This window comes from Paenibacillus sp. Y660 (assembly GCF_057221575.1).
Map to the genome: position 1 here is coordinate 34,855 of NZ_JBXBBJ010000005.1, position 23,005 is coordinate 57,859.

Annotated in this window: 26 protein-coding genes; 25 read left to right on the plus strand and 1 reads right to left on the minus strand. The window is 49.0% G+C overall.

The window, feature by feature from the left end; genetic code table 11:
- The first annotated feature begins 148 nt into the window (after positions 1 to 148).
- The 15 genes from spoVAC (at position 149) to AC2TDN_RS08320 (ending at position 12,953) form a co-directional block, all read left to right on the plus strand.
- Complete coding sequence (gene spoVAC / locus AC2TDN_RS08250; RefSeq protein ID WP_482066660.1) at positions 149 to 640, plus strand: stage V sporulation protein AC; 492 nt, start codon at positions 149 to 151, stop codon at positions 638 to 640.
- A gap of 1 nt (position 641) precedes the next feature.
- Positions 642 to 1,655, plus strand: a complete 1,014-nt coding sequence (spoVAD, locus tag AC2TDN_RS08255; RefSeq protein WP_482066661.1) for a stage V sporulation protein AD — start codon at positions 642 to 644, stop codon at positions 1,653 to 1,655.
- Between the two features lie 6 nt (positions 1,656 to 1,661).
- Entirely contained in the window at positions 1,662 to 2,012 is a 351-nt protein-coding gene (spoVAE, locus tag AC2TDN_RS08260; protein WP_482066662.1) for a stage V sporulation protein AE, read from the plus strand.
- A gap of 139 nt (positions 2,013 to 2,151) precedes the next feature.
- Positions 2,152 to 3,108, plus strand: coding sequence for an AAA family ATPase (locus tag AC2TDN_RS08265; protein WP_484687609.1), 957 nt, complete (start codon positions 2,152 to 2,154; stop codon positions 3,106 to 3,108).
- A gap of 4 nt (positions 3,109 to 3,112) precedes the next feature.
- Positions 3,113 to 4,360, plus strand: a complete 1,248-nt coding sequence (locus AC2TDN_RS08270; protein ID WP_484687610.1) for a DUF58 domain-containing protein — start codon at positions 3,113 to 3,115, stop codon at positions 4,358 to 4,360.
- A 120-nt stretch (positions 4,361 to 4,480) separates the two neighbouring features.
- Positions 4,481 to 6,589: a DUF4129 domain-containing transglutaminase family protein gene (locus tag AC2TDN_RS08275; protein ID WP_484687611.1), complete on the plus strand. Its 2,109-nt coding sequence runs from the start codon at positions 4,481 to 4,483 to the stop codon at positions 6,587 to 6,589.
- A 129-nt stretch (positions 6,590 to 6,718) separates the two neighbouring features.
- The gene (locus AC2TDN_RS08280; RefSeq protein WP_484687612.1) at positions 6,719 to 7,243 is read left to right on the plus strand and encodes a YqeG family HAD IIIA-type phosphatase; all 525 of its coding nucleotides are present in this window, start codon (positions 6,719 to 6,721) and stop codon (positions 7,241 to 7,243) included.
- The gene (gene yqeH / locus AC2TDN_RS08285) at positions 7,243 to 8,367 is read left to right on the plus strand and encodes a ribosome biogenesis GTPase YqeH (RefSeq protein ID WP_482066667.1); all 1,125 of its coding nucleotides are present in this window, start codon (positions 7,243 to 7,245) and stop codon (positions 8,365 to 8,367) included. Before AC2TDN_RS08280 ends, yqeH begins: the two co-directional genes overlap by 1 nt.
- 37 nt (positions 8,368 to 8,404) lie before the next feature.
- The gene (aroE, locus tag AC2TDN_RS08290; protein ID WP_484687740.1) at positions 8,405 to 9,265 is read left to right on the plus strand and encodes a shikimate dehydrogenase; all 861 of its coding nucleotides are present in this window, start codon (positions 8,405 to 8,407) and stop codon (positions 9,263 to 9,265) included.
- A 61-nt stretch (positions 9,266 to 9,326) separates the two neighbouring features.
- Positions 9,327 to 9,632 (plus strand): ribosome assembly RNA-binding protein YhbY, encoded by a 306-nt coding sequence (gene yhbY / locus AC2TDN_RS08295; protein WP_169083421.1) that lies wholly within the window; start codon positions 9,327 to 9,329, stop codon positions 9,630 to 9,632.
- 95 nt (positions 9,633 to 9,727) lie between these two features.
- Positions 9,728 to 10,318, plus strand: a complete 591-nt coding sequence (nadD, locus tag AC2TDN_RS08300) for a nicotinate-nucleotide adenylyltransferase (RefSeq protein WP_484687613.1) — start codon at positions 9,728 to 9,730, stop codon at positions 10,316 to 10,318.
- Entirely contained in the window at positions 10,308 to 10,862 is a 555-nt protein-coding gene (gene yqeK / locus AC2TDN_RS08305) for a bis(5'-nucleosyl)-tetraphosphatase (symmetrical) YqeK (RefSeq protein WP_484687614.1), read from the plus strand. The genes nadD and yqeK overlap by 11 nt, the downstream gene beginning before the upstream one ends.
- Positions 10,863 to 10,888: 26 nt before the next feature.
- Positions 10,889 to 11,236 (plus strand): ribosome silencing factor, encoded by a 348-nt coding sequence (gene rsfS, locus AC2TDN_RS08310; RefSeq protein WP_482066671.1) that lies wholly within the window; start codon positions 10,889 to 10,891, stop codon positions 11,234 to 11,236.
- Entirely contained in the window at positions 11,233 to 12,189 is a 957-nt protein-coding gene (locus AC2TDN_RS08315; RefSeq protein ID WP_484687615.1) for a CvfB family protein, read from the plus strand. The genes rsfS and AC2TDN_RS08315 overlap by 4 nt, the downstream gene beginning before the upstream one ends.
- Positions 12,186 to 12,953, plus strand: a complete 768-nt coding sequence (locus AC2TDN_RS08320; RefSeq protein WP_484687616.1) for a class I SAM-dependent DNA methyltransferase — start codon at positions 12,186 to 12,188, stop codon at positions 12,951 to 12,953. Before AC2TDN_RS08315 ends, AC2TDN_RS08320 begins: the two co-directional genes overlap by 4 nt.
- A 597-nt stretch (positions 12,954 to 13,550) precedes the next feature.
- On the opposite strand, the gene AC2TDN_RS08325 is transcribed toward AC2TDN_RS08320, so the two are convergent.
- Positions 13,551 to 13,772 carry a hypothetical protein gene (locus AC2TDN_RS08325; protein ID WP_484687617.1) on the minus strand — a complete coding sequence of 74 codons (222 nt, stop codon included), beginning with the start codon at positions 13,770 to 13,772 and terminating at the stop codon, positions 13,551 to 13,553.
- Between the two features lie 278 nt (positions 13,773 to 14,050).
- On the opposite strand from AC2TDN_RS08325, the gene nrdI reads away from it, so the two are divergent.
- The 10 genes from nrdI to AC2TDN_RS08375 all read left to right on the plus strand — a co-directional run bounded on the left by nrdI (position 14,051) and on the right by AC2TDN_RS08375 (position 22,959).
- A complete protein-coding gene (gene nrdI, locus AC2TDN_RS08330; RefSeq protein WP_482066675.1) occupies positions 14,051 to 14,410 on the plus strand; it encodes a class Ib ribonucleoside-diphosphate reductase assembly flavoprotein NrdI in 360 nt (119 codons plus the stop codon).
- Positions 14,397 to 16,481, plus strand: coding sequence for a class 1b ribonucleoside-diphosphate reductase subunit alpha (nrdE, locus tag AC2TDN_RS08335; protein ID WP_484687618.1), 2,085 nt, complete (start codon positions 14,397 to 14,399; stop codon positions 16,479 to 16,481). The genes nrdI and nrdE overlap by 14 nt, the downstream gene beginning before the upstream one ends.
- Positions 16,482 to 16,530: 49 nt before the next feature.
- Positions 16,531 to 17,487 carry a class 1b ribonucleoside-diphosphate reductase subunit beta gene (nrdF, locus tag AC2TDN_RS08340; protein WP_484687619.1) on the plus strand — a complete coding sequence of 319 codons (957 nt, stop codon included), beginning with the start codon at positions 16,531 to 16,533 and terminating at the stop codon, positions 17,485 to 17,487.
- Positions 17,488 to 17,642: 155 nt separating this feature from the next.
- Positions 17,643 to 18,620, plus strand: coding sequence for an ABC transporter ATP-binding protein (locus AC2TDN_RS08345; protein WP_484687620.1), 978 nt, complete (start codon positions 17,643 to 17,645; stop codon positions 18,618 to 18,620).
- Positions 18,620 to 19,423, plus strand: a complete 804-nt coding sequence (locus AC2TDN_RS08350; RefSeq protein WP_484687621.1) for an ABC transporter permease — start codon at positions 18,620 to 18,622, stop codon at positions 19,421 to 19,423. Before AC2TDN_RS08345 ends, AC2TDN_RS08350 begins: the two co-directional genes overlap by 1 nt.
- A 5-nt stretch (positions 19,424 to 19,428) precedes the next feature.
- Positions 19,429 to 20,211 (plus strand): ABC transporter permease, encoded by a 783-nt coding sequence (locus AC2TDN_RS08355; protein WP_482066680.1) that lies wholly within the window; start codon positions 19,429 to 19,431, stop codon positions 20,209 to 20,211.
- Positions 20,212 to 20,273: 62 nt separating this feature from the next.
- Positions 20,274 to 21,182, plus strand: coding sequence for an HPr(Ser) kinase/phosphatase (gene hprK, locus AC2TDN_RS08360; RefSeq protein WP_484687622.1), 909 nt, complete (start codon positions 20,274 to 20,276; stop codon positions 21,180 to 21,182).
- Between the two features lie 146 nt (positions 21,183 to 21,328).
- A complete protein-coding gene (locus tag AC2TDN_RS08365; protein WP_482066682.1) occupies positions 21,329 to 21,781 on the plus strand; it encodes a GyrI-like domain-containing protein in 453 nt (150 codons plus the stop codon).
- Positions 21,782 to 21,908: 127 nt separating this feature from the next.
- The gene (locus AC2TDN_RS08370) at positions 21,909 to 22,700 is read left to right on the plus strand and encodes a PhzF family phenazine biosynthesis protein (protein WP_484687623.1); all 792 of its coding nucleotides are present in this window, start codon (positions 21,909 to 21,911) and stop codon (positions 22,698 to 22,700) included.
- A 4-nt stretch (positions 22,701 to 22,704) separates the two neighbouring features.
- Positions 22,705 to 22,959, plus strand: a complete 255-nt coding sequence (locus AC2TDN_RS08375) for a DUF2164 domain-containing protein (RefSeq protein ID WP_482066684.1) — start codon at positions 22,705 to 22,707, stop codon at positions 22,957 to 22,959.
- The last annotated feature ends 46 nt before the right edge of the window (positions 22,960 to 23,005 follow it).

The following is a 23,005-nucleotide window of genomic DNA, read 5'->3' on the forward strand; positions in this document are numbered from 1 at the left end:
GACTAGACATTAGTCTGCGGGCAATCCTTTTTTTGCTGGAATATTGCTACCTCCTATTACAAATAATGAACGAGAAGAATGCAAAACGGTTACGGAGCTTCGAGTTCGCGCATATGGAGAAGCCGTAGCGGAATAGGAGGATGCTGCAATGGCTGTAAAAAGCAAAAGTAAAAACAATTATAAAAAAATGTCGATGTCGCCTAAAGAATATCAGTCCTTCGCAAAGACCATGGAGCCTCCGCGGTCGATTCTCGGGAATTGCCTGAAGGCATTTGTTTTTGGCGGAGCGATATGCGTAGTGGGACAATGCATTCAAGAGCTTTTTGTACATGGGATGGGAATGAGCGAGGTAGCGGCAAGCAACCCTACAGTTGCAACGCTTATTCTGATCTCCGTTATTTTAACAAGCCTTGGCGTGTATGACAAAATCGCACAATGGGCCGGTGCTGGCTCCGCCGTCCCTGTAACAGGGTTTGCGAATTCCATGTGCTCAGCGGCGCTGGAGCACCGCAGCGAAGGACTAGTGCTTGGCGTAGGCGGAAATATGTTCAAGCTTGCAGGCTCCGTTCTTGTGTTCGGCACGGTCGCGGCTTTCTTCGTCGGTATTGCCCATCTCATACTTGGCACTGGAGGTCAATAATATGCTGCGCGGGAAACAGACATGGTGGTTCGAGAAGCGACCGGTTATTATTGGCGAAGCGACTGTGGTTGGTCCGGACGAGGGACAAGGTCCGCTGGCAGCAGAGTTTGATCTTGTCCATCCCGAGCTAGATATGCAGCAGAAGAGCTGGGAGAAGGCGGAACGGCTATTGCTTGAGCAAGCATCTGAATTCGCTATTCAGAATGCCGGCATCCAGCGCGATCAGCTTCAATTTTATTTTGGCGGCGATTTGATGAATCAGATCATTAGCAGCAGCTTTGCGGCAAGATCGCTCGGCGTTCCATATATCGGTTTGTTCGGCGCATGCTCCACCTCCATGGAGTCGCTGGCGCTCGCTTCGTTTGTCGTGAACGCGGGCGGAGGCAGCCATGTGCTTGCCGGTACGTGCAGCCACAACTGTACTGCGGAGAAGCAGTTCCGCTATCCGACGGAATATGGCTCCCAAAAGCCGCCAACGGCGCAATATACTGTCACGGGAGCAGGCGCAGCCATCATTGCCGATAAAGGTGACGGTCCGGTCGTGGAGTGCGCGACTATCGGCAAAGTCATCGATTTGGGCATTACTGATCCTTTTAATATGGGAGCTGCAATGGCGCCCGCAGCGGTCGACACGATCCAAGCCCATTTTAACGATACGGGACGCCAGCCTAAAGATTATGACTTAATCGTAACGGGCGATTTAGCCGGAGTTGGGCATCCGATTGCGAAGAAGCTTCTGATTCAAAACGGCGTACCGATGGACGATACGGTGTTTGACGATTGCGGCCTCATGATATTTGACGTTCAGAAGCAAAAGGTCCAAGCTGGCGGCAGCGGCTGCGGCTGTTCCGCGGTCGTCACTTACGGGCATTTGCTTAAACGGATCAAGAAAGGCGAATTGAAACGAATTTTGGTCGTTGCTACCGGGGCGCTGTTATCTCCGCTATCGTTCCAGCAAGGCGAGAGCATTCCATGCATTGCACATGCGGTGGCAATAAGTGCGAAAGGGGGGTGAGGCGGTATGATTTTTTTATGGGCGTTTCTAGTCGGCGGAGCAATATGCGTAATCGGCCAGCTTATGTTCGATGTGCTTAAGCTGACACCGGCGCATACGATGTCCACATTAGTTGTTATCGGAGCCATCGTTGACGGCTTCGACTTATACGAGCCACTGGTTAAGTTCGCTGGAGCAGGAGCTACTGTTCCGATAACAAGCTTCGGTAATGCACTCGTTCATGGGGCGCTTACCGAGCTGCATAATCAAGGCTGGATCGGCGTAATATCCGGTATCTTTAAAGTAACAAGCGCGGGCATATCGGCGGCCATCATTTTCTCCTTTCTGGCAGCGCTCGTGGTCAGGCCAAAAGGATAATAATATGATTTTCAAATTGGGGGATCCTGTGGGATCTTCCAATTTTTTTTGGAGCGAAAAAATTTGTGTACACGAAAGAAAGTACTGTAAAATAGTAGTATTGAGTATGAACATAGGCATTATTTTGGGAGGTAATGAAATGGATATTCGTCCTGCGGACATGCAATTATGCGCTGCTATACTACGAAACTTAGAAACTTGTATCCTAGGCAAACAGGAAGAGATCCAGAGATTGCTCATCGCCGTTATTGCAGGCGGTCATGTACTTTTAGAAGATGTACCAGGCACTGGAAAGACGCAATTAGTGAAAGCGCTGGCAAAATCAATCGGCGGTCAATTCCGGCGGATTCAATGCAACCCAGACTTGCTTCCCACTGATATTACAGGCGTTTCCATTTACCATCCCAAGCAGGAAGCTTTCATATTCCGCCCAGGTCCAGTAATGGCTAATATATTGCTCGCCGATGAAATCAATCGAGCGACAACGAAGACGCAATCCGCTTTGCTGGAGGCCATGGAGGAAGGGCATGTAACGGTTGACGGAGATACTTACGAGCTGCCGCGTCCGTTCGTTCTGCTAGCTACCCAAAACCCGATTGAATTTGAAGGCACCTATACGCTTCCTGAGGCACAGCTTGACCGTTTCATGATGAAGCTGTCGCTCGGCTATCCGAGTGAATCCGACGAGCAGCGAATGGTGATATCTAATGAAGGAATACATCCGTCCGATCGGATTGAGCCAATGATCAACATCAATGACATGATCCATATTCAGGATCAAGTACAGCAGGTTCATATTGATGATGCTGTAGGCAAATATTTGGTTGGCATTATAAGAGGGACTAGAGAGCATGGAAGCGTCATGCTTGGGGCAAGTCCGCGTGCGGCACTTGCGCTAGCAAGAGCAGCCAAGGCGAGCGCCTACATCCAGCAGCGTCAATTCGTTACGCCTGACGATGTAAAGGAGCTTGCGCCATACGTACTATCGCATAGGCTGCTGCTCCGGACGGAAGCTAGAATGAACGGGCTGAAAGCGGAGGACATCATCTCGCAGGTGATTCAGTCCACGAAAGTGCCGGTTCGGCTGGAGCGTTAGTCTGATGACAGCGACCAAATCCACGAAGCTGCGTTGGCAGCTTGTCGCAGTTATTTATTTGACCAGTCTTTTTTATTTTTTGTTTCAAGGCGGCAAAACCGCAATGATGCTCTTTATGATATTAAATTTAATGCTCATTTATTTGGTACTTGGAAGGTGGAGCGGCATCAATAAAGTAATGGGCAGCAGAACCTATCAAGCTCCAGGCGCGTCAGGGCTTGATCACTCTTTATCTGCAGGCAGCGTGCTCGATGTCAGTCTACAAGTGAAAATTCCAGGCTTTTATCCGCTGCCCTATGTCATCGTTAGAGATCAACTGCAGCGCCATAACGGGCAAAAGCTTGCGTTCGAGACATCCTTTGTTCCCAATTGGAAGCGCAGCGGACAGGTCGCCTATCAAACGCCTCCTCTGCACCGCGGGGAATATCGGTTTAAGCATACGCAATGCTTATCTTACGATGTGTTCGGACTGTTTGAACACTCCGGCCGATTCGGTTCCGAAACCATTTTTAGCGTACAACCTCAGACGGTTCCGCTCAGACAGTGGAACGTCATTCAGCGAGGCATACGCGGCCCTTATTCACATGCTATTGCTTCACGCTCGGCAAAGGAAACGACGCAAATTAACGGTGTTCGCGAATATTTGTACGGCGATCGCTTGTCTCGCGTGCATTGGAATGCGACGGCGAAGACCGGCGAGTGGAAATCAAAAGCATTTGAGCGCGAATCACTCCCGCGTACGGTTGTCATCCTTGACCGCCATCCGGGAGGCTATGGAGGCGAGCTTGCGACACGCTTTGAACTAGCTGTGTCTGCTGCGGCCTCGCTGCTCGAAAACGGATTGAAGGATGATACGGCGATGGGCTTGCTCTCGGTGGGCGAGACGATGACGCTGCTCCCGCCTAAATCCGGTCTGGATCAAAGGAATTTGCTTATGAAGCATTTAACCTTCGTTGATGCGGATGCAGCCCAGCCGCTTTATGCGTCGCTGCAGCGCGCAGATTCCATGCTCGAGCCCGGAAGCTTCGCCGTTGTAATCACACCTGAAGTAGGCGCAGATATCATTCGGAGCATGGAGTGGCTGTCTCGAAAAGGCATAACGCCTTGCATGCTGCATATTTCATCCTCGGTTGATATGCTTAGCCATAATACTTCATGGAAGCATATGATGCGGGAACGCGGTTGGCCCGTATTTGAAATTCGTCAGCTGCAGGAGCTCCCAGCCGCTCTGGAAGGGAGTGGAATTGCATGAAGCAAGCATTAAAATCGATGGGTCGTTATTTTACGTCCGACTGGTATGAGAAGCTTAGATTTATATTTATAGCCATTATTCTTGCGAATACAATATCTATTTTTGAAGGCTACTGGTGGGATGAAACATTCGCCATCGTCTACTATACGCTATTTGCTGCTGCCGCTTCGCAGCCGCTATTACAAGCTTATTGTTCAAATATGTGCCGCCATACTTATTACAACCCAGCTAGCCAGAATGGATTGGCTGGTTGCGAGCCCTCAGCGTTGGGAGGAATGGATTTGGTGGCTGCAAGCGCATTTCGTACAGCTGAACCCATATATTTGGATTAGCGCTGCGATGCTTTTGCTTCATGTATTGTTCGGTATTTGGACGACTACGCGGATCCGCATGATCGGGTTTGTCGGCGCGAGCATTCTAGTGCTGACGATAGCGGACTCCTTTACTCCGATTTGGCTTTGGGATGAAGTAGGTATGGTCGTATTCATAGGGCTGCTATGGCTTGTCGCAAGCCATATGTCGAGGCTTAAGCGCGAGCATCCGAACAGCTGGAAGGAGCTCATTGAATATCCGCTTCAATTAATAATGCCAATTGCACTCGTACTTGCAGTGGTAATGACGGTCGGGCTGAATATGCCGTCCATATCTCCGATTTTGCAGGATCCCTACACGATCTGGAAGGAAGCGAAGGGCGAGACGGTACAAGTATTTCTTGGCGATAAAGGGGCCGATTCGGATATTCCTGGAAGTACTGGCAATGCGAGCTCTGGCTATAGCAGAAGTGATGAAGAACTCGGCGGCGGATTTGAGTACGACTATTCGCCGATGATGACGGTTACCACCTCGCACCGGAGCTATTGGCGCGGTGAATCGAAAACATTTTACACAGGAGAAGGCTGGATAGACGGTGACTTAGAGGAAGCTGGAGACCGAGTTGTTAATGTACAGAAAGGTGAACGGCTTTTATCCTTAGATGTACCGCCTGTGGAGGGAACGATAGAGATTGATCAAATCGTAACGATGATACGTAAGGATGCTTATCCTGTATTGTTCGGTGCGGCTCCTATTAGTATGGTAAATTGGATGGAAAATGAAGGAGCGCCTTTACCGACCGGAACAGCCTGGGTGCCTAACTCGAGCGAGCTGCGTCTGTTGAACTGGTCAATAAAAAACCGGATATATCCGAAAACCTACTCCGTTACTTCCTCTGTACCTTTTCTGGACGAGGAAATGCTTAAGAAGGCAAAAGCAGGTTGGAAGGATAAAACGGCAGCTTCAACTTATCGTTATTACTTGCAATTGCCGGATACACTGCCTGATCGTGTGAAGCAATTAGCTCAGGATGTAACCGCTGAGGCAACCAACGATTATGACAAAGCAAAAATGCTGGAAACGTATTTAAGACTCCATTATAACTACAACAACAAGCCGGATGTATCGAAGCTTTCAGGCTCGACAACTGATTTTGTCGATCAGTTCCTGTTTGAGCTTAAGGAAGGCTATTGCGACTATTTCTCCACCTCGATGGCGGTAATGGCGCGAAGCCTTGGTCTTCCTACAAGATGGGTTAAAGGATTTGCTCCGGGGGTGCTTCCGGCTAGCGACTTTGGACCTCCAACTGAATTTAGGGAGGATATCAATCCTAGCGGTGCCGGTACTTATACGGTACGCAATTCCGATGCCCATTCTTGGGTCGAGATCTACTTTGAGGGCTTCGGCTGGCTTCCCTTTGAAGCGACGGCTGGCTTCTCGTTCCCTTATACGTTCGCGGAGGAAGAGAAGGATACACTGCCTGACCTTGGCACCGATTCGGAGGAAGCTGCCGAAGCTGTAAAAACGGAAAGCAAATCGAATGCGAGAATTTGGGCATGGAGCTCTGTTGGATTGCTTGCTGCAGCTGCAGCAGCGTGGCTTTTCGTTAGACGTGACAAGCTTATTGCTTTCGTGCGCAAGCTCCGTCACGGCTCGTACTCATCCAATGACCGAATTGTACTTGAGACGCAGAAGCTGCTTCGCATTTGCAAGAAGCGCGGGCTGGAGCGCGAGGAGCATGAGACGCTGCGAGAGGCAGTCATGCGCTGGTCCCAGAGCCAGAAGCGTCTGCGCGATGATTTCAATGCGGTGCTGGATCGGTTCGAGCAAGCCAAATACAGCCCGGTTATCGCAACAAACGAGGATGCTGATCGTTTTGTACTGAAGGTGAAGTCATTAATCGATCAGTTAAGGTAACAATATTCGTCATAATTTGAACAAATACCGCGCGCCAGTGAAATGGGCAGCGGTATTTTTTTGCAACAAATTTGGTTTGTATGGTATAGTTTCGTAAGAAAGCAGGCAGAAAGCAGAGGGATATCCATTATGTTTGAACGGCTGTTGCCGCATATGCGCGTCAATACAGTGTATGAAATTAATTTAGATGAGCTGCACGCAAGAGGCGTACGCGGCATCATTACGGATCTGGATAATACGCTCGTCGGTGCGAAGGAGGCGCTAGCAACGCCTGAGCTTGTGCAGTGGCTTGATTACGTGCGCTCACGGGGCTTTCAGGTCGTTATCGTCTCTAATAATAATGAAACGCGTGTCGGGAAATTTTCATCACCGCTGAATATTCCATATATTCATGCCGCGCGCAAGCCCGCAGGCAAATCTTTCCGGAGAGCGCTTAGCGTACTCGGACTACCGGCTGAGCATGCTGTCGTTATCGGTGATCAAATGCTGACAGACGTGCTTGGCGGCAATCGAATGGGACTGTACACCATTCTTGTTACGCCAATCGCTCCTTTAGATGAAGGGATTATGACACGAGTTAATCGCCGGATTGAACGGTTTGCATTAGTGCGCTTGAGAAAAAAAGGGCTATGGTATGAGGGGGAAACAAAGTAATGGAACAACAACTAAGTCAGACATCTGGCTCATGTGCGGGCTGCGGCGTCGCGCTGCAGACGAAAAATCCTGAGTTGCCAGGATATTTGCCGGAATCGGCAAATGGGCGCGATCCAGTTATTTGCCAGAGATGCTTCCGTATTCGCAACTATAATGAAGCGTCATCCGTTGCGGTTGATCAGGATGACTTCTTAAAATTGCTTGGAAGCATTGGAAATACGGACAGTCTTGTCGTACATATTGTCGATTTGTACGATTTTGAAGGAAGTTTGATTTCAGGCTTGCAGCGCTTCGTCGGCAATAATCCAGTGCTGCTTGTCGTTAACAAAATTGATCTGCTGCCGAAAGCGATGAATGTGAATCGACTTCGGAACTGGGTTCAGAAGCAAGCGAAGGAAGAAGGACTGCGGACGGTCGACGTCGTATTGTGCAGCGCAAAGCGCAATATGGGCTTCGAGCGCGTTATTGAAGCGCTGGAGCAATACCGGAACGGTCGCGATGTCTATGTGGTCGGCGCAACGAATGTCGGCAAGTCCACATTAATCAACCGACTTATTCGCGATTACAGCGATATGGAGCGTGAGCTAACGACGTCGCGTTATCCGGGAACGACGCTTGACGCCGTTCATATTCCGCTTGAGGATGGCAAAGCGATTATTGATACGCCCGGTATCGTCTATTCAACGCGGATGACGGAAGTTGTGCCGCGCAGCTTTCTCGGCTCTCTATTGCCGGACAAGCCGATTAAACCGCTCGTCTATCAATTAAACTCAGGCCAGTCGCTGTTTATTGGCAGCCTTGTGCGATTTGATTTTGTCGAGGGCGACCGCCAATCCTTTACGTTCTACGTATCGAATGCGCTTAACATGCACCGGACGAAGCTTGAGCGTGCTGATGAGCTCTATGCGGATCACCGCGGGCAATTGCTTGGCGGGCCAAGCCTCGAGGAGCTGGAGACCATCCCGGCTTGGACTAGACATTCGCTCCGAGTGAAGCGCGGCTTGAATAAGGATGTATTCATATCCGGTCTTGGCTGGATTCAAGTGAACGGTACCGGCGGAGCTGTGATTGATATTTATGCACCGAAGGGCGTTAAGGTCATGCTTCGCGATTCGATGATCTAAAGAATTGGCTTTGGAAGGGGAATTCACTGTGACGAGTGTGGGCGCAGAAAACCGAATTGACAGCAATACCGTTTTGTATGGCGTAATCGGCGACCCGATTCGTCATTCAAAGTCACCGATCATGATGAATCGTGCCTTTCGGGAAACGGGAATTAACGGCGTGTATAACGCTTTTCACGTAACGAGCGATCGTATAGCGGATTTCGCTGCAGGCGTGCGGGCCATGGGCATTCGCGGCGTCAACGTTACGATTCCGCACAAGCTGGACATTATGTCCGTATTGGACGAGATTGACGCAGGGGCGCAGGCGATCGGCGCACTCAATACGATTGTGAACGATGATGGACGGCTAATCGGTTATAATACGGATGGCATCGGTTATGTACGTTCGCTGAAGGAAGAAGCGGAACATGAGCTTGCAGGCAAGCGAATCGTCGTAATTGGAGCAGGCGGAGCGGCTCGCGGAATCGTCTATGCTTTAACGAGCGAGAATCCCTCGCGCATCACGGTAGCCAATCGTTCAGTAGAACGTGCCCAAGAGCTCGCATCGACCTTTCAACACCTTGCGGATATCGAAGCGATCTCGAATGAGCAGCTGCAAGCTGCTTGCGGGGAGGCGGACATCGTCATTAATACGACATCCGTAGGCATGTTCCCGAAAACGGGCGAGACGCCGATCGATGCAGCCTGGCTGAGGCCAGGCGCAGTTGCAAGCGATCTAATATACAATCCTCTAAAAACAACATTTTTAGAGCAAGCGGAGCAGCGCGGCTGCCGCATTCATGGCGGCTTAGGCATGTTCATCTATCAGGGCGCATACGCCTTTGAGTATTGGACTGGACAGCCTGCTCCGGTCACAGCGATGCGGGAAACTGTGCTGGCTGCGCTGCAAGGCTGACAAGCTTAATCATAATGGCAAGAAACAGACGAATTATTGAGATGAAAGAAGGAACACATACATGCTTACAGGTAAACAAAAACGTTATTTAAGATCACTCGCACATCATTTGACGCCGATTTTCCAAGTTGGCAAAGGCGGCACAAACGATCACCTCGTCCGTCATATCGAAGAGGCTATCGAATCGCGGGAGCTTATTAAAGTTTCCGTGCTCAACAACTGCCTGGACGATCCAAGGGAAATCGGAGCAGAGGTCGCAGCAGCAGCAGGTGCAGAGCTGGTCCAAGTGATCGGCAAGACGATTGTCCTCTACAAAGAATCCAAGGACAACAAGCAAATCGAGCTTCCTAGCGCAGCACGCAGGTAATCGTAACATTCAAAAGCTGGGAAATAGGGCATACTATCATTCGCAGCGGTTGCTGGTTTGCCTTTTTATGGTTGATGTAAGGAGGAGTTCGACTAGTGAGTAAGATTGGTATTATGGGCGGAACCTTCGATCCCATCCATATCGGTCATTTGATCGCGGCGGAAACAGCGCGCGAGCAATGCGGCCTGCATGAGGTATGGTTCATTCCGTCTTACGGTCCTCCGCTCAAAGCGAATGAACCGGGCGTTAGCGGACAGCATCGTTTCGAGATGGTGTGCGAGGCAATCGAAAGCAATGCTTCCTTCCGCGCACTTGACATTGAATTGCTGCGCGGCGGAGTAAGCTATTCCTATGATACGGTGCTGGAGCTGTGGAGGCTCTATCCGAGCGATTCATTTTCCTACATTATTGGCTCAGACCGGGTTAATGATCTCCCGAAGTGGTATCAGATTGAGCAGCTTGCGGCCCAAATCACATTTATCGGATTAGAGCGTCCAGGTGAACCCATTGCTATTGACGCGCTGCCAAGCTTTTTGAAGGAGCGAATCACGCTGATTCAAATGCCTGGAATCGATATTTCGTCAACTGCGATTAGAAGCATGGTGAATGCTGGACAATCGGTTCAATATTTAGTGCCGGATTCGGTGAATAGCTACATGAGGAGGTACAACCTGTATGAATCGTGAGCAAATGATCGCTAAGGTAAAGGCGGAAATGCCAGAGCGGAGATGGCTTCACACGCAAGGCGTGATGGAAACTGCGGTCATATTGGCGAATAGATTCGGGGAGGACCCGGTTCGCTCCGAGCTGGCTGCCATTTTGCATGATGTGGCTAAATATTGGAAAGTAGAACGGATGGAGCAGGTCATTCGCGATCAGGATTTGCCATCCATACTGCTCCAATACGATAAAGAACTATGGCATGCGCCTGTCGGAGCTTGGGTGGCCGAGCATGAATATGGCGTCACGGATGCTGAGGTGCTGGATGCGATTCGTTACCATACCTCCGGACGCCGCGGAATGTCGAACCTTGAGAAAATCGTTTGTCTGGCTGACTATATGGAGCCTGGGCGGGATTTTCCGGGAGTAGCAGTTATACGCGAGTTAAGCGAGAAGGATTTGAATGCAGCTTTGCTTGCAGGATTCAACTCTACTATTGCCTTCTTATTAGAAAAAGGAAAACGTATATTTCCGCTAACGATAGAAGCACGGAATGGATTATTGGAATAATATAGAAAATAACAGGAGGCTGAGCTATGGCGTTACATTCGGATGAATTGCTGCAAATTACGGTCACAGCAGCGGAAGACAAAAAAGCGGTACGGGTAGTTGCCTTGAATTTAAAGGAAATTTCTTTGGTGGCGGATTATTTCGTTATCTGCAGCGGCAACTCGGATACACAGGTGCAGGCAATCGCAACTGAAATTCGCAAGCAAGCAGAAAAAAGCGGCAATCGCGTTCGCGGTATTGAAGGCATGGATTCGGCAAGATGGGTGTTAATCGATCTCGGCGATGTTATCGTACACGTATTCCACCGCGACGAGCGTGAATACTATAACATTGAGCGTCTTTGGTCCGATGCGAAGGTTGTGGAGTTCGCATGAGCTTTTTAGCTGGAACAACACAAATGTTAAGGGTGGCACGCGAAGTGTCGCCCTACGGCTATTTCCTTAGCGATGGGGAATCGGATGTGCTTATGCATTATACCGAGCTTGTTGGCTCCAAGCCAAAAATCGGCGATGATGTGGAAGCCTTTATTTTCTATGACTCGGAGGACCGCTTAGCCGCTACGATGAAGAAGCCTCTACTACAGCTTGGCGAGCTCGCACGGCTGAAGGTAGCGGACGTTCACCCAAGGCTCGGATGCTTTCTGGAAATGGGCTTAGGCAGACAATTGCTGCTGCCGCTGTCAGAGCTGCCCGAGAGCATTGAATATAGACCGCTACCAGGTGACGAAGTGTTTGTCGTGATGAAGCATGACAAAATCGGAAGACTGGTCGCGAAAATCGCCTTTGAGGAAGAGCTCTCGGAGCTCGTATTCCCAGCGCCAGAGAGCTGGAACAATCAATGGGTCGAGGGCTGGGTAACGAAAACGCTCCAGCTTGGCTCATTCGTCATGATTGACGGAGGCGTTGTAGGGTTTGGCGTTTACGGGCTTATTCCAAGCGCTGAACGGATCAGGCAGCTGCGGCTGGGAGAGCGTGTGAGCGCACGCGTAACCTTCATTCGGGAAGACGGCAGAGCCAATCTCTCGATGGCGCAGCGCAAGGAAATTGGAAGAGTAGAGGATGCCGATCGTATTCTTGCCTTTATGAAGGAAAGACCAGGCGGCGGAATGCCTTACTCTGATGAGACGGATGCCGACATTATTAAACAAAAATTCGGAATCAGCAAGGGCGCGTTCAAACGTGCGCTGGGCAAGCTGATGAGAGAAAGGTTAGTCACTCAGAAGGGCAGCTGGACGTATCTGGCTGTAGAACAGGCTGATGATGCAGTTGGACAATCAGCTGAGACGCAGGCGCAAGGGTCCGATTCCGAAGGGGCTGATCAGCAATGACACGCTCTTACGGACAGTTTGCAAAGGTCTACGATCAGCTAATGGAGGACATGCCCTACGCGGAATGGCTTGGCTTTGCTAGAGCGGGCTGGTCGCGTTATGGCATGCCTTCGACAGTCGTTGACCTTGGCTGCGGTACCGGGAGCATATCAATTCCGCTTGCCCGCTCGGGCTTTCAGGTCTACGGCATCGACCTGTCCTCGGACATGCTTACCGTTGCCCGAAGCAAGTGGGATGAGACGCCTCAGCTGGTCACAAGACCGCGTTCGGGCACCATCCGATGGCTGCAACAGGACATGCGCGAGTGGGAGCTCCAGGAGCCTGTGGATGCGGTCATTTCCTTTTGCGATTGCTTGAACTACTTGACGGAGGAAGCTGATATTGAAGCTGCTTTCCGTGCAACCTTCGCAGGCCTGCGCAGCGGCGGGACATTTCTATTCGATATGCACCCTCCCGAGCAGCTGATCCGCTATGCGGAGGAGCAGCCTTTCGTGCTTGATGAGCGGGATGTCGCATATATTTGGACATGCGATTTCGAGGAGGAGCGCTGCGAGATCGAGCATCATTTAACGATTTTCTCGCGCGACGGCGACTCCAAGTTTTTTCGTTTTGAGGAATCGCATGTGCAGCGCGCATACGATCCAGCGTGGATCGAATCTGCGCTGCGGCGAGCAGGCTTTCAAACGGTCGACCGCTACGCCGATTTCGAGCTGCTGCCGCCAAACAGCGAGTCGGAGCGTCTGTTCTTCGCAGCTGTTAAATAACAAAATGAATAGCGAAGGGTGTCAAATAAGGTCTGATAGGACTTTATGGGACGCTCTTTTTTGATTGGACGCTTAGTGGGCTGTAAGCACCTATATGTACTCGCAGAGTGTAATCAGCTTGTGAGTGCGGTTGAAAGTGGGCAATAAGCACGCATATGCGCTTACAGGCAAAGAATAACCCGAGTTTGTGGGCTGTAAGCACCAATATGTGCTTAAAGAGTGAAATCGGCGTATGAGTGCGGTCGAAAGTGGGCAATAAGCACACATATGCGCTTACAGGAGAAGAGTAACCAGATATTGAAGCCTGTAAGCACCTATATGTCCTTACAGAGTGAAATCGGCTTATGAATGAAGTCCAAGGCAGTTGCGCAGCACTTATGTGCTGCTCTGGTAACTACATCTTGTGGTATGAGGGGCGAATGTGCTCTGGAAGCAACCTGATCGCTGGCTTCTAGATGTGGTGTTCGAGTCGAATGATGTCGATTTGTGTGCTGATTGTAATATTTTATCAGCGGAGCATGGGTGAACGAGAAGTGCTATTGATTTTGTGGGTACTTCGGCTTGCAAATGTCTAGATGTTGTGACACTCGGCGTTCATTATTCGCGAAGGGCATCTTTCAATCGGCTGTTCATTCCTGCTTCGGCAGAAGCTTTGCGGATGGAATCGAGCTTCATTTTCTTAATCGTTTGGGTCATTTGTTCATGGTCTTTTTCTAATTTTTCGATGTAGATTAGCAGCTCAGGCACCGAATATCCGGCATCCTTGAACAGTTTTTCAATGGATACTCGTATTTGTTCTGCGGTAGTTTTTGGGTTCATTTGGGCCTCCAAAATAGCAATAAAATGTCACTATCCCATCATATCCTCATCTGTTAAAATAGTCGAGTGCGTCCGAAAAATAGATTAATATTTTCTCCATAATTTTCATTGACTACTCCTATATATTGATGTAGAATCAAAAACACAAACTACATATTGATGTAGAAGAGAGCCTTTAATGATAAGACCTTTGTAAATCATGAACCTGCGCAGCTGACGGAAATGATAGTCAGAAGCGCTTTTTAATTGCTTATTTTCAGTAGGGGAGCGAACGTGTTATGCTAGTCGTCTATGATTCCAAAACAGGCAATGTCAAGCGTTTCATTAGAAAATTGAATATGCGGGCAGTGCCTATCGATGAGAAGGAAGAAGTGGACGAGCCGTTCGTGCTGGTCACGTACACAACTGGGTTCGGGCAAGTACCGGAGAAGGTCACTTCGTTTCTAGAAACCAACTCCGAAATGCTCCGCGGCGTTTCCGCCAGCGGCAACCGAAACTGGGGAGCCGGGTTCGCAAAAAGCGCGGATACGATCTCAGAAAAGTACGATGTCCCCGTCATTTTGAAATTTGAGTTATCAGGTACGAATCAAGATACGCAGCATTTTGTCGAAAGGGTGCGAACCATTGAAGCATATTGAACTGAATAACGAGTTGATGCAGCGCGGTGCAGACGGATTTTACCAGCTGGATAAAGATAAAGAGGCTGTTGCCGCATTTATGGAAGAAGTAGAAGAGAAGAGCGTGAAGTTCGACTCCCTTCGTCACAAGCTAGATTATTTAATCGAAAACGATTATTACGATAATGTATTCGAAAAGTATACATACGAGCAGGTTGAGGCTGTATTCACGCTAACGGCGAACAGCGGCTTTGAATTCCAATCGTATATGGCAGCGTCGAAGTTCTATAAGGACTATGCGATGAAAACGAACAACAAATCGCAATATTTAGAGCAATACTCCGATCGGGTATCGATTGTAGCTTTGCATCTAGGTGAAGGAGATGCGGATAAAGCACTCCGTATTGCCGAAGCGATGATCGACCAGCGCTTGCAGCCAGCTACGCCAACCTTCCTGAACGCGGGCAAGAGCCGCCGCGGCGAAATGGTTTCTTGCTTCCTGCTCGAAATGGACGACTCTCTTAATTCAATTAACTACGTGCTAGGCACATGCATGCAGCTCTCCAAAATCGGCGGCGGCGTTGCCGTTAACCTATCGAAGCTTCGTGGACGCGGTGAACCGATCAAAGGCGTTGAAGGCGCAGCAAAAGGCATTATGCCCGTGCTGAAGCTGATGGAGGATGCTTTCTCCTACGCAGATCAAATGGGACAACGCAAAGGCTCGGGAGCCGGCTATTACAATATTTTCGGCTGGGACATTATCGAGTTCCTTGATTGCAAAAAAATTAACGCCGACGAGAAGGCACGTATCAAAACGCTGTCTATCGGCCTTATTATTCCGAATAAATTTTATGAGCTTGCTGCACAAAACAAGCCGCTTTTCGTATTTGGTCCACATTCCGTACAAAAAGCTTACGGCAAACATCTTGACGACATGGACATGGATGAAATGTACGAGGAATTGCTCGCTAACGAGCTTGTAACGAAGAAAAAAGTGATGAACGCACGCGACATGCTGACAAAGATCGCCTCGATTCAGCTAGAATCCGGCTACCCATACATTATGAACAAATCCAATGCCAACAGCATTCATGCTTTGAAGGATATTGGCTCTATTAAAATGTCCAACCTGTGCACGGAAATATTCCAGCTGCAGGAGACTTCGGAAATTAAAGATTACGGCTACGCGGATGTTATTCAGCGCGATATTAGCTGTAACCTCGCTTCACTAAACATTGTTAACGTAATGGAGCACAAGAAAGTGAAGGAATCGGTTCACGTTGGGATCGAAGCCTTGACGACGGTCAGCGATTTGTCCAATATCGACAATGCACCGGGCGTTCGCAAAGCGAATGAGGAGCTTCACTCTGTCGGACTTGGCGCGATGAACCTGAACGGCTACCTTGCCAAAAACAAAATCGCATACGAAAGTGCAGAAGCGAAGGATTTTGCCGGCGTGTTCTTCATGATGATGAACTACTACTCCCTTGAGCAAAGCATGGAAATTGCTAAAGAGCGCGGCATCACGTTCAAAGATTTTGATCGTTCCGAATATGCCAAAGGCACTTATTTCACTCGTTATGTAGAGAATGATTTCCGTCCAAAGACGGCAAGAGTGAAAGAATTGTTCGAGGGCATGGACATTCCATCGCCTGAGGATTGGGCAGAGCTGCAAGCGAAAGTGCAGAAGCATGGCCTATACCACGCATACCGTCTAGCGATTGCGCCGACACAAAGTATTTCGTATATCCAAAATGCGACTTCGAGCGTTATGCCGATCGTTGAACATATCGAGACGCGAACGTACGCGAACTCGACAACGTATTACCCAATGCCGTATTTGTCGCAAGACAACTACTTCTATTACAAATCGGCTTACAACATCGATCAGTTCAAGCTGATTGACCTAATTGCAGAAATTCAGCAGCACGTTGACCAAGGTATTTCGTCCGTCCTGCATGTAAATAGCAATGTAACGACACGCGAGCTGGCGCGGTTCTATGTCTATGCTGCGCAAAAAGGGCTTAAATCGCTCTACTATACTAGAACGAAGCGGCTTTCTGTTGAGGAATGCACGAGCTGCGCAGTTTAAGTAGTTCAATTTTAATCGACGCTTACGTAGCAAAGAAGGAGCTCACCAAATGAAAGCAGTAAACTGGAACCGCCCGGATGACGATTTCACTTTAACATTCTGGCAGCAAAACGTGATGCAATTTTGGACGGATGAAGAGATTCCGTTATCTGACGATAAAATGGATTGGATGGAAATGACCGACGCGGAGCGTACGCTTTACAAAAACGTGCTCGGCGGTCTGACCTTGCTTGATACGATTCAAGGCGGCATCGGCATGCCGAAAATTTTGGAGCATGTAGATGGCTTGCAGCGCAAAGCGGTGCTGTCGTTTATGTCAATGATGGAGCAAATCCACGCCAAATCGTACAGCAGCATCTTTACAACGCTCGCATCGGGAGAAGAGATCGACGAAATTTTCCAATGGGTGGAGAAAAATGAACAGCTGCAAAAGAAAGCAAATCTGATTTCTTCGTGGTATTCGAATATTACGGGACCGAAAGAGCTGTATAAAGCGATGGCAGCTTCCGTATTTCTAGAAAGCTACTTGTTCTACAGCGGATTCTTCTATCCGCTCTACTTGGCTGGCCAAGGCAAAATGACGAGCAGCGGCGAAATTATCGATTTGATTTTGCGCGATGAGAGCATTCATGGTTTGTATGTTGGCGTTCTTGCACAGGAGCTGTTCCAAACGTTCAGCCCTGAGGAGCAAGCACAGCTGCAAATCGAGATTTATGCATTGCTGAACGAGCTGTACAAGAACGAGATCGTGTATACCGAGCATCTGTATGCACCACTCGGCTTGGCTGAAGAAGTGAATGTCTACGTCCGCTACAATGCGAACAAAGCGCTTATGAACCTTGGCATGGAGCTTCACTTCCCTGAGGAGCCGGTTAACCCAATCGTGTTCAACGGCATCAGCACGCACACGAAGCAGCATGATTTCTTCTCCAAAAAAGGTAATGGCTACGTACGTACGATTCACGTTGAGCCATTGAATGACGATGACTTCGTTTTCAATTTTTAATATAACTTAATCGTATTTCCACCTATGAATCGCTCTTCATTCAGCCTTATGGCAGAAGAAGAGCGATTTTGATTTTTTAAAATAAGAAAATGATTGACACCAAATAGGCGGGATGTTAATATCTTCCTCTCAAATCTTGTACGGAGGTAACAAGCGTGATAACAGTTCATGGATTAAGCAAATCGTATCAGGTTGCAAAACGCTCATCCGGCGTCAGACAGGCTGTGAAGGCTTTATTTAAAAGGGATTATAAGATCGTGGAAGCGCTTAATGATATTTCTTTCACGATTGAGCCCGGCGAAATCGTAGGCTACATCGGGCCAAATGGCGCCGGCAAATCTACGACAATCAAAGTGATGAGCGGCATTCTTGTCCCAGACAGCGGCACCTGTACAGTAATGGGATACACGCCTTGGAAGGATCGGGTTGACTATGTAAAAAATATCGGTGTCGTTTTTGGACAGCGATCTCAGCTATGGTGGGATGTTCCTGTCATCGACTCCTTCGATCTGCTTCGGGATATTTACAAAGTGCCGGAACAGGAATATAGAGACACGCTGGCTTTACTCACGGAAACGCTGGAGCTTCAGGACATTATTCAAATGCCCGTTAGGCAGCTTAGCTTAGGGCAGCGGATGCGCTGCGAGATAGCGGCTTCGCTGCTGCACAGCCCAAGCGTCCTCTTTCTGGACGAGCCGACGATTGGACTTGACGCGGTATCCAAAATTGCAGTACGGCGATTTATACGCACCATTAATGAGGAGAAGGGCGTTACGATTATTTTGACCACGCATGATATGAACGACATTGAAGCGCTGGCGAACAGGATCATTTTGATCGGAAAAGGGAGACTTCTATACGACGGAAGTGTAAACGCCATTCGGAATCAGTTCGGAACAAGGAAGACGATTACCGTCTTATACAGCCATCAGGAGAAGCCGCTTCAGGTGCCCGGCGCGGTCGTTGAGTCATGGTCTCCCGAGCGAGCGGTTCTTAGCGTCGATACGGCAGAGGTCAATATTTCGGAGCTGTTGATCGGCATATCCGCACAGGTAGAGCTTCTTGATATGACGATAGACACGCTGCCAATCGAGGATATGATTGTACAATTGTACAAGGAGCATCAAATATAATGAAGGCGTATCTATCGGTTTTTAAGCTGCGCCTGACGAATGGATTGCAATACCGTACAGCAGCGCTTGCGGGAATCGCAACCCAATTTTTCTGGGGCTTCATTATCATTATGGTGTTTGAAGCGTTCTACAGCGGGGCTGTTACGCAGCCTCCCATTTCATTAAAACAACTCATTACGTATGTGTGGCTGCAGCAAGCGTTTTTAGCTTTTATTATGCTTTGGTTCCGTGACAATGAGCTGTTCCAGCTCATTACAACGGGCAATATCGCATATGAGCTTTGCAGGCCTAGCGGCATCTATGGGTTATGGTATGCCAAGCTGATCGCACAACGACTGGCAAGCGCGATTCTCAGAAGCCTGCCTATTTTGGCCGTTGCTTTTTTTCTGCCAGAACCTTATCGATTGCCGGCTCCGTCAGACCCGCTTGCTTTATTATTGTTTATCGTGGCACTCGTTCTTGGGTTATTCTTGATTGTCTCTCTTTCCATGCTGATGTACATATCGGTCTTCGTCACGCTATCACCGGCGGGCTCGCTGCTTATGTTCGGCGTTATCGGCGAGTTTTTGGCAGGCATGGTCATACCTGTTCCGCTTATGCCATCCTGGCTGCAAAGCATCGTAAATGTACTTCCATTTCGCTTTACTGCCGATTTCCCATTTCGCGTCTATTCCGGTCATATTCCGAGGGAAGAAGCGCTTATCGGCATTGCTATCCAACTCGTATGGTTCATCGTATTGGTGGGGCTTGGCAGAGCAGCGATGGCAAAAGCACTCCGCAGAGTAGTCGTAAATGGAGGGTAACGAAGATGAAATTGTATTTAAAATATATGCTGATCCTGTTTAAGTCGCAAATGCAGTATCGTACTTCGTTTTGGCTGCTCTCTTTCGGACAATTCCTCTTGCCGTTTTCTATATTTGCAGGCTTGTATTTTCTGTTCGATCGATTTGGACAGATCAAGGGCTGGGATTTTCAAGAGGTAGCGCTTTGTTTCTCTATCATCCATATGGCGTTTGCAATCAGCGAATGTTTTGCGCGCGGGTTCGATTCGTTTTCCAGTTTGGTCGCAAATGGCGACTTTGACCGCTTGCTGGTGCGTCCGCGCAGCACCGTCCTGCAGGTGCTAGGCTCGAAGTTCGAATTCACTAGAGTCGGACGGCTGCTGCAAAGCGCCATGGTGCTTGCTTGGTCGATCAGCCAGCTTTCACTTGATTGGTCGCTGCTGAAGATCATCACTCTCTTATTTATGATTGCGAGCGGCGTATTTATTTTTACCGGCATCTTTATGCTGGCTGCAACGATGTGCTTCTGGACGATTCAGGGCCTTGAAATCGCTAATATTTTTACAGACGGCGGCAGGGAAATGGCCCAGTATCCGCTTAATATTTATCAGAAATGGGTTACGCGCTTTTTTACGTTTATCATTCCTTTCGGCTGCGTCAACTACTTGCCCTTGCTCTATCTGCTGGACAAAACATCAGGCAATGACCTGCCGTACATGCTGGCGCCAATCGCGGGTATTGTTTTTATTTTACCGTGTCTGCTCATTTGGCGCTTTGGCGTTCGTCACTATCGCTCTACTGGATCGTAAGCAGGGATAAGAAGGACGTTGTGGAATATGATCATAAATGACAGCAAAGGGGGATTTTCGCTTTGAAATCGATAACGGTACGAGAGCTTGCGGAGCGATTTTCATTAGAAGTGCTTGCAGGAGAGGATAATCTGGATCGGCAAATCGCGAAGGCAAGGGCTTATCGCCCGGGACTCGAGTTTGTTGGGTACTTTGAGTTTTTCCCGCAGGAGCATGTCCAAATATTAGGAAAAAAAGAAATTACGTATTTGCATACCTTAACCGAGGACGAACGAAATCATCATATCGGGAATATCGTCAAATATCATCCGCCATGCTTCGTCGTTACAGCAGGTCAAGAAGGGTTGAAATATTTGACTAAATATTGCGATCAAGAGGGAATACCTCTGCTGCGAACAAATGTTCCTACGGCACAATTTTTGGGGATGCTCGATGCTTATCTTCTCAATACGCTTGCCCCGGAAATTTCAATACATGGCATCATTTTGAACGTATCGGGCATTGGCATTTTGCTGCGCGGCAAATCAGGCATCGGCAAGAGCGAAACCGCACATACGCTGATCAAACGCGGCTCTAGGCTGGTAGCTGACGATATTGTCGTATTGAAAAAGCTAAGCTCGCAAACGCTGCTGGGCACACACAACGGGAAAACGAAGGAGTTTCTAGCGCTGAGGAGCATCGGTTTGATTAATGTAGTCAGGCTGTACGGCAGGCAGGCCTTTCAGGATGAGACGCGTATTGTACTGGATATTGAGCTGACCAAATGGCGGGACAATGAGCTGAACAATGATTTGGAGCTTGTGCCAAAGTTTACGGAATATATTGGCGTGCAAATCCCGCATATCGAAATTCAGGTTCAGCCGGGAAGAGATATCGCTGGCTTGATTGAGGCGGCTGCTAATAACTGGTACCTAAGACAGCAAGGGTACAGCGCGGTAGAAGAATTTATGAAGCGGCTTGAAATGGAGTAGCAATTGCCGCGCAGCAGGTATATTCTGTTACTTGGAACGATTAAAGGCGAAACGACTATCCATTTACTAGTAAAGCATGATACACTAAGTGCAGAGAAAGCTCATCCTTGCGCACAAGTCCTGACAGATTCGAAGGAGGAAACCGCGTGGAAAACTGCTCAATCGTCACAAAGCCTGCGCTCCAATTGGCAGGAATTAGCTACTGCGGCCCGTATTCATCCTTTCCGGATGAGGCGATTCGGCTGCAAACCGAGTTTTTGACACGCAAACATGAGTTGAATGACGCTGCAAAATCTACGGTGCTGTATAGTCCCTATTTCGGAAATGAAGTTTTTGCAACGTACTTTGCTTGCTATGAGGTTCAGCATCTCGAGGAGATTCCTCCCGGCATGGTGCAGTTCACGATTCCTGAGCATCGATACGCGATGGTAGCCTGTTCAAACAAAAGAATCGGCGAAGGGTATGAGCAGCTTCATACTTGGATAAACGAGCTGCGGCTAGAGAAGCAGGAAAACGCCGTATCGCTGGAACTATTTTATATCGACGAGCATCATTTGGAGGAAGAGCCGGTAGAATTGCTTATTCCGCTCAAAGGATAATTTATATGAAGTGCTTGCGCGCAAACGAACGGAGTATCGAATGGAAGACATTCGCTCCGGCTCGTTTTGCGAAGGCAGGCTCTTTTTTGTTTGGAGATGCAAGGATGAAGGGAGGTAGGATAGAGAGATGAGCCATGAATTATATATCGTAGATGCTTTCACAAATGAACGATTCAAAGGAAATCCGGCTGCCATCTGTTTATTGGAGCAGCCGCAGCCTGAAGGCTGGATGCAGCAGGTAGCTGCTGAAATGAATCTACCGGAAACGGCATTTATTGTGCCGGGAGCGGAGAGCTATGGCCTGCGGTGGTTTACGCCTGTTGCGGAAGTTGATTTATGCGGACATGCGACGCTTGCGACTGCGCATGTTTTATGGGAGACAGGCAAATTGTCTGCACAGGAAATGGCTCGCTTCATGACGAGAAGCGGTTTATTAACGGCCAAGCTTGATGGTGCTTGGATCGAGATGGATTTTCCAGCCGAGCCGCCGGAAGCAGCAATAGCGCCTGAGGAGCTTGTTCAAGGCTTGGGACTTATTCCTAGGTATGTTGGCCGCAATCGGATGGATTATTTTGTTGAGGTGGACAGCGAGGAGACGGTTCGCACGCTGCAACCGGACTTCGCGATGCTTGCGAGGCTGGAAGCTCGAGGCGTTATCGTAACGAGTCGATCGACTGGCTCTGTATATGACTTTGTGTCACGGGCTTTCTATCCTGGAACTGGAATCGATGAGGACCCCGTTACGGGCTCGGCCCACTGCGCGCTTGCGCCATACTGGGCGAAGCGGCTTCGCAAGGACAAGCTCGTCGGTTATCAGGCGTCTCAGCGTGGCGGAATCGTTAAGGTGAAGCCGGTTGGCGATAGAGTTTATTTGTCGGGACAAGCGGTAACGGTACTAAAAGGACAATTGGAGGGGTAAAACGATGTTAATGATGAAGCTGCCAAAGGAACAGAAGGAGCAGATGACCGGCCGGATTCAGCAGTATTTCGAGCTGGAGCGTTCAGAGACGCTCGGATCAATCGCAGCGGAGCAGCTGCTCGAATTTATAATTCAAGAGATAGGTCCACATTTGTATAATCACGCGATTAATGATGCGCGCAAAGCCGTCCTGGAGCGGATGCAAACGCTTGAGGACGAGCTTTATGCGCTGGAGAAGCCGATAGTAGTTAAACGATGATACTCCTTAGACAGAAGCGGACGCGTACGGCTTGAATAAGGAGCTC

Excerpts from the sequence above, each read along its gene's own strand:
- spoVAC (WP_482066660.1), top strand. The coding sequence starts at position 149 with ATGGCTGTAAAAAGCAAAAGTAAAAACAATTATAAAAAAATGTCGATG.
- spoVAD (WP_482066661.1), top strand. The coding sequence starts at position 642 with ATGCTGCGCGGGAAACAGACATGGTGGTTCGAGAAGCGACCGGTTATT.
- spoVAE (WP_482066662.1), top strand. The coding sequence starts at position 1,662 with ATGATTTTTTTATGGGCGTTTCTAGTCGGCGGAGCAATATGCGTAATC.
- AC2TDN_RS08265 (WP_484687609.1), top strand. The coding sequence starts at position 2,152 with ATGGATATTCGTCCTGCGGACATGCAATTATGCGCTGCTATACTACGA.
- AC2TDN_RS08270 (WP_484687610.1), top strand. The coding sequence starts at position 3,113 with ATGACAGCGACCAAATCCACGAAGCTGCGTTGGCAGCTTGTCGCAGTT.
- AC2TDN_RS08275 (WP_484687611.1), top strand. The coding sequence starts at position 4,481 with ATGAAACATTCGCCATCGTCTACTATACGCTATTTGCTGCTGCCGCTT.
- AC2TDN_RS08280 (WP_484687612.1), top strand. The coding sequence starts at position 6,719 with ATGTTTGAACGGCTGTTGCCGCATATGCGCGTCAATACAGTGTATGAA.
- yqeH (WP_482066667.1), top strand. The coding sequence starts at position 7,243 with ATGGAACAACAACTAAGTCAGACATCTGGCTCATGTGCGGGCTGCGGC.
- yhbY (WP_169083421.1), top strand. The coding sequence starts at position 9,327 with ATGCTTACAGGTAAACAAAAACGTTATTTAAGATCACTCGCACATCAT.
- yqeK (WP_484687614.1), top strand. The coding sequence starts at position 10,308 with ATGAATCGTGAGCAAATGATCGCTAAGGTAAAGGCGGAAATGCCAGAG.
- rsfS (WP_482066671.1), top strand. The coding sequence starts at position 10,889 with ATGGCGTTACATTCGGATGAATTGCTGCAAATTACGGTCACAGCAGCG.
- AC2TDN_RS08315 (WP_484687615.1), top strand. The coding sequence starts at position 11,233 with ATGAGCTTTTTAGCTGGAACAACACAAATGTTAAGGGTGGCACGCGAA.
- AC2TDN_RS08320 (WP_484687616.1), top strand. The coding sequence starts at position 12,186 with ATGACACGCTCTTACGGACAGTTTGCAAAGGTCTACGATCAGCTAATG.
- AC2TDN_RS08325 (WP_484687617.1), bottom strand. The coding sequence starts at position 13,772 with ATGAACCCAAAAACTACCGCAGAACAAATACGAGTATCCATTGAAAAA.
- nrdI (WP_482066675.1), top strand. The coding sequence starts at position 14,051 with ATGCTAGTCGTCTATGATTCCAAAACAGGCAATGTCAAGCGTTTCATT.
- nrdF (WP_484687619.1), top strand. The coding sequence starts at position 16,531 with ATGAAAGCAGTAAACTGGAACCGCCCGGATGACGATTTCACTTTAACA.
- AC2TDN_RS08350 (WP_484687621.1), top strand. The coding sequence starts at position 18,620 with ATGAAGGCGTATCTATCGGTTTTTAAGCTGCGCCTGACGAATGGATTG.
- AC2TDN_RS08355 (WP_482066680.1), top strand. The coding sequence starts at position 19,429 with ATGAAATTGTATTTAAAATATATGCTGATCCTGTTTAAGTCGCAAATG.
- AC2TDN_RS08370 (WP_484687623.1), top strand. The coding sequence starts at position 21,909 with ATGAGCCATGAATTATATATCGTAGATGCTTTCACAAATGAACGATTC.
- AC2TDN_RS08375 (WP_482066684.1), top strand. The coding sequence starts at position 22,705 with ATGTTAATGATGAAGCTGCCAAAGGAACAGAAGGAGCAGATGACCGGC.